The sequence below is a fragment of the Paenibacillus glycanilyticus NBRC 16618 genome (assembly GCF_004000805.1).
In the GTDB taxonomy this organism is placed as follows: domain Bacteria; phylum Bacillota; class Bacilli; order Paenibacillales; family Paenibacillaceae; genus Pristimantibacillus; species Pristimantibacillus glycanilyticus.
This window is the reverse complement of record NZ_BILY01000083.1, coordinates 1-4,539: the sequence shown is the minus strand read 5'-3', so window position 1 is coordinate 4,539 and position 4,539 is coordinate 1. Positions and strand designations below refer to the sequence as shown.

Here is a 4,539-nt window from a genome sequence, read left to right as displayed (position 1 = left end):
TGATTTGCCCGCCAATGCGGCAGGCTGGACGATTGCTCGTCCGGCCTGCCGCATTTTTTTTGAAAGTCGGAGACATTTCGTACGCAAAATGATGAAAGCTTGGAGATATCTCTTATTTATACTTGGGTCAAGCCTCCGGCAAGAGGAGGCTAATGCGATACCAGAGTAAATACATGAAAAGGAATGAATAGGATGAAAAAAATGGGTCTAATCATACTCACCGTCTCGCTAATCGTGCTGGTTATGGCCGCTTGCAGTAATAGCAGAAGCTTGGAAGCAGACGATAAAGCAAGTCAAGAGCCAGGCAAGACGACTGTTCCGTCCGGGACAACGGCAAACGCGGACCCGGATGGGGAAGCAGCCGGAGGAGATCCGAAAACAATCGTATTCTCCGTCTTCTGGCCAAGCGAGCAATACGAACAAGCGGTAAAATCGTACGAAGCGGCTCATCCGAATATCAAAATCAAGCTGCAGTACGGGTTAAGCGAACCTTACAGCGACGAGAGGGGAGGAGAGCAAACGGATGCTGACATCGAGAAGTTTACGTCAACCACAAACGCGGCGATGCTGGCAGGAAAGGGACCGGATCTGGTCGATCTCCGGTATTTGGCGGCAGACGATTACGAAAGGCATCATTTGCTCGACGATTTATCCGCAAGAATGGACCAAGATCCTATGTTTCGCAAGTCGGACTACTTCACGAATATATTAGGCGGAGAACAGGGAGAAAAGAGTCTGTACAGCCTTCCGTTGTCCTTCAGCTTAAGCGGCATGGTTGGAGATCATAGCGCGATTGCCGCCACCGGCGTTAAGTTCGACGACCATTCGTGGACATGGAATGATTTTATGTCGGCGGGCAAGGAATTGGTGGACGCAAAAGGTAAATATAAGGCGGCTATTGTCAGCGGAGAAGGCCTTCAAGTCGGCGGTACCGATTATTTCGTGCGGAGCATTGTCGCGGATAACTATAGCAGATTCGTAGACGAGACGAACCGGAAGGCAAGCTTTGATACGCCGGAGTTCATTGGTTTGCTGAAGCAAATCAAAAGCATGTTTGACGATGGAATCGTCAGCACGTCGGAACGGGGGTATTTTACGAACGTGTCTATCTTGTCGCCGGAAGATTATTTAACGACGTTAAATGTATTCGGCAAGGATACGGAATTTTACATCAAACCTCATGCGGATAAAGAGGCTGCGGGCACTTCCTATGAAACGAGGTCCGATATTGGAATAAACACCAATTCCAAAGTAAAGGACGCAGCCTGGGATTTCCTGAAATACATGATGGATCATACGGCGATCGGCCTGCCCATCAACAAAGAGCGATTCGCTGACGCCGTACAAGCCGTGAAGAAGCAAGGAACGATAACGCCGCCAACCATCGGCTCGCAGCACGGCGAATCCTTCAAGGTGGATGAGGCGCAGCTTGACAGGCTTGAAGGATTCGCGAATGCCGCTTCCCGCAAGAAGAACGCATCCGGCAAAGTACTGGATATTGTATCCGCCAATACCGCTGCCTACTTCGCCGGCCAAAAATCCGCGGAAGACGTAGCGAAGCTGATCCAAAATAAAGCGATGACGGTCCTCAATGAGTAGAAGAGGATTGCGGAGATGGAGAGGGGACGGTATGACAGCCGCGCTGTTCCTTGCTCCCAGCTTAATCGGCTTTTCCGTGTTTTATCTCATTCCGTTTCTGCTAGGCATTTATGAGTCCTTCACTGACGGCGCACTTGGCGGACAATTCGTAGGCTTCAGCAATTATTCGGAGCTTCTCCACAGCGCCTCTTTCCGTAAAGCGGCTGGCAATACGATGCTGTTTACATCGGTTGGCGTACCGCTATTAATCGCGCTGTCCTTAACGCTAGCGCTCCTCCTGAATAGGCGGATCTTCCTGCGCAGTACGTTGCGGACCGCGTTTATGCTCCCGCTAGTCGTACCGGTAGCATCCGTCGTGACGGTCTGGCAAATCTTTTTCGACTGGAACGGGACTTTGAATGCATGGTTGCATGCCTTTGGAATAGCCCGGATTGATTGGATGCAGTCGAATTGGTCCATGAGTATCGTTATCGCGATGTACGTATGGAAGAACATCGGCTACGACATGATCCTGCTGCTGGCAGGACTGCAATCGATTCCGAAGGATTATTACGAGACCGCGTCGCTTGAAGGCGCCGGCCGTTTCCGTCAATTTCGCCATATTACGCTCGTTTATTTGACGCCAACCTTATTTTTTGTGCTGCTGATCTCGATCATCAATTCGTTCAAGGTATTTCGGGAGACGTATTTGCTGGCCGGAGATTATCCGTATGACCGGTTGTATATGCTGCAGCATTACATGAACAACATGTTTTTCGAACTGGATGTTCAAAAGCTGACTGCTGCCGCGACTATGATGGTCGCTTGCATCGTGCTCTTGACCTCGGGACTGCTCCGCGCTGAACGCCGGTTCAGGGAACAAACGGAGTAGGGGGAAGGAGGATCCATGAATATTAGAATATCCGGACTGGCATTAACGGTAATTCTTGCCGTATTTGCGGCTGTTATGCTGTTCCCGATTGGCCTTACGCTTGTAAGCTCCTTAATGACGGAAGCCGAGCTTAGCCAAAATTACGACTTAATCGGACGAATGGTGGATACGGACAGCGGCGGGCGGGATGCTTTCGTGAATCTGAAGCTGCTGCCCGACTGGCTGTCATTCAAACCATACGCGAAGGTATTGTTTCTGAGTCCGAAGTTTCTTTCCATGTTCTGGAATTCTGCCGGGCTTGCAGGGCCTATTGTGATCGGTCAGATTATTGTCGGTTCGCTGGCGGCTTACGCTTTCGCGAAGCTGCGGTTTCACGGCAGAGACAAGCTGTTTCTCGTCTATTTGATGACGATGCTTATGCCTTTCCAGGTTACGCTCGTCCCCAACTATCTCGTTATCGACATGCTGGGACTCATGAACCATTCTTCATCTATTGTGCTGCCAGGCATATTTGGCGCGTTTGGCGTGTTTATGCTGCGGCAATTTATGGCCCATATTCCATATGCGCTTTCGGAAGCTGCCAAAGTCGACGGAGCAGGTCCGTTTATTATCTTCTGGCAGGTAGTTCTTCCTCTGACCACACCGGGTATCGCCGCTCTGGCTGTGTTGCTGTTCGTCGATTACTGGAACATGATCGAGCAGCCGCTAATTTTCTTGCAGGACGCTGCCAAGCAGCCGTTGTCCCTCTATTTGGCGCAAATCAACCAATCGGAACGGGGGGCCGGGTTTGCCGCTTCCGCGTTGTATATGGCCCCGATGGTGCTTTTGTTTCTGTACGCGGAATCTTATTTCGTGGCAGGGATTCAACACACGGGCATAAAAGGATAATCTCAGGAGTGAATAGGATGAAAGAAATAAAGTCCGGTTCCGGCAAACGGAAGCTGCGACTGCTTGCCGGTCTGTTTCTGATTCTGCTGGCGGTAAGCACTCTTGCGGGAAATACGATCAGGAACCTGTCCTTGCAGAAGGTCTACACGCAAACCGCGTCCAAGGGATCGGTCACGCATGAATTCGAAGGCAAAGCGACCGTTCAGCCGGAGCAGACGCAAGCCCTTATGAATCCGTCAGGCTGGAAGGTGAAGAAGGTGCTTGTTAAACAAGGCGATAAAGTAACGAAAGGGCAAAAATTAATCGAATATGACGGCAGTGAAGCGATGCTTCAGCTCGACGATATGAAGACAAGTCTCAAGAAACAGCAATTGTCCTTGAGTCAACTGCAGACGGATTATATTACTGCGGTAACCGAAGGAGACGAAAGTGCCCTCTCTGCCGCCAAGCTCGCGCTGGACTCCGCCAAGCTTGACATAGCCTCGCAGGAAAATCACATACAGAGCCTGCTAAAGAGCATTGCGGAAAGCCAATCCGTTTCCGCGCCTTTTACGGGCATTGTAACCGAAGTTACTGCGCTGGTTGGTTCGGGTTCCGGGGGAGGGCCGGATATTGTACTCGCAAATGCATCCGAAGGCTTTAAGATCCGGCTGCAGGTACCGGGCGATATAGCAAGACTGCTGGAAGTCGGAGAAACGCTCGATCAAATGACGATCGCGGGCAAGGACGCGGAGCAGCTTACGGGTACGATAACGGCTATCGATAATGACCTGAATGGTGCGGCTTTGGATACGCCTGACAGCGGCATACCGCCGTTTTCTAACGATTCCGATTCCATGCCGGGCATCGTAACGGTTCGGCTTAAGGACAATAAGCTGCTCGGAGGCGAACGCTTGCAGGTTAAGATCGTGAAGAGCAACAGCGGGAATATCCTTACGCTGCCGAACGAAGCCGTGCATCAGGATGACCAAGGAGCTTATGTATTTACGCTGGAAAGCAAGGAAGGACCTCTCGGCAATGCCTATCATGCCGTTAAAACCCCTGTTAAGGTTACGGACTCCAATGCCTATTCGACGGCTGTTACGGAAGGGCTGTTCGAGGAGCAGGAGGTAATCGTGAGCAGTACCGGCTATCTCATTGACGGGGCGAGAGTCAGAAGGTAACAAGAAAAGCCGCTATAG

The 4,539-nt window shown here is 51.0% G+C and carries 4 protein-coding genes; all 4 read left to right on the top strand.

From position 1 onward, the window contains the following. Window positions 1-201: 201 nt before the first annotated feature. The 4 genes from PGL01S_RS30570 to PGL01S_RS30555 are packed head-to-tail and all read left to right on the top strand — an operon-like array spanning window position 202 to window position 4,521. Entirely contained in the window at window positions 202-1,599 is a 1,398-nt protein-coding gene (locus PGL01S_RS30570; RefSeq protein WP_164775644.1) for an ABC transporter substrate-binding protein, read from the top strand. A 31-nt stretch (window positions 1,600-1,630) separates the two neighbouring features. Next, window positions 1,631-2,470, top strand: a complete 840-nt coding sequence (locus PGL01S_RS30565) for a carbohydrate ABC transporter permease (RefSeq protein ID WP_244935827.1) — start codon at window positions 1,631-1,633, stop codon at window positions 2,468-2,470. 15 nt (window positions 2,471-2,485) lie between these two features. Next, a complete protein-coding gene (locus PGL01S_RS30560) occupies window positions 2,486-3,358 on the top strand; it encodes a carbohydrate ABC transporter permease (protein WP_127499515.1) in 873 nt (290 codons plus the stop codon). Window positions 3,359-3,375: 17 nt separating this feature from the next. Next, window positions 3,376-4,521: an efflux RND transporter periplasmic adaptor subunit gene (locus PGL01S_RS30555; RefSeq protein WP_127499513.1), complete on the top strand. Its 1,146-nt coding sequence runs from the start codon at window positions 3,376-3,378 to the stop codon at window positions 4,519-4,521. Window positions 4,522-4,539 lie beyond the last annotated feature (18 nt).

What these genes read in the sequence shown, in the direction of transcription:
- PGL01S_RS30570 (WP_164775644.1), top strand. Translation starts at nt 202, where the DNA reads ATGGGTCTAATCATACTCACCGTCTCGCTAATCGTGCTGGTTATGGCC.
- PGL01S_RS30565 (WP_244935827.1), top strand. Translation starts at nt 1,631, where the DNA reads ATGACAGCCGCGCTGTTCCTTGCTCCCAGCTTAATCGGCTTTTCCGTG.
- PGL01S_RS30560 (WP_127499515.1), top strand. Translation starts at nt 2,486, where the DNA reads ATGAATATTAGAATATCCGGACTGGCATTAACGGTAATTCTTGCCGTA.
- PGL01S_RS30555 (WP_127499513.1), top strand. Translation starts at nt 3,376, where the DNA reads ATGAAAGAAATAAAGTCCGGTTCCGGCAAACGGAAGCTGCGACTGCTT.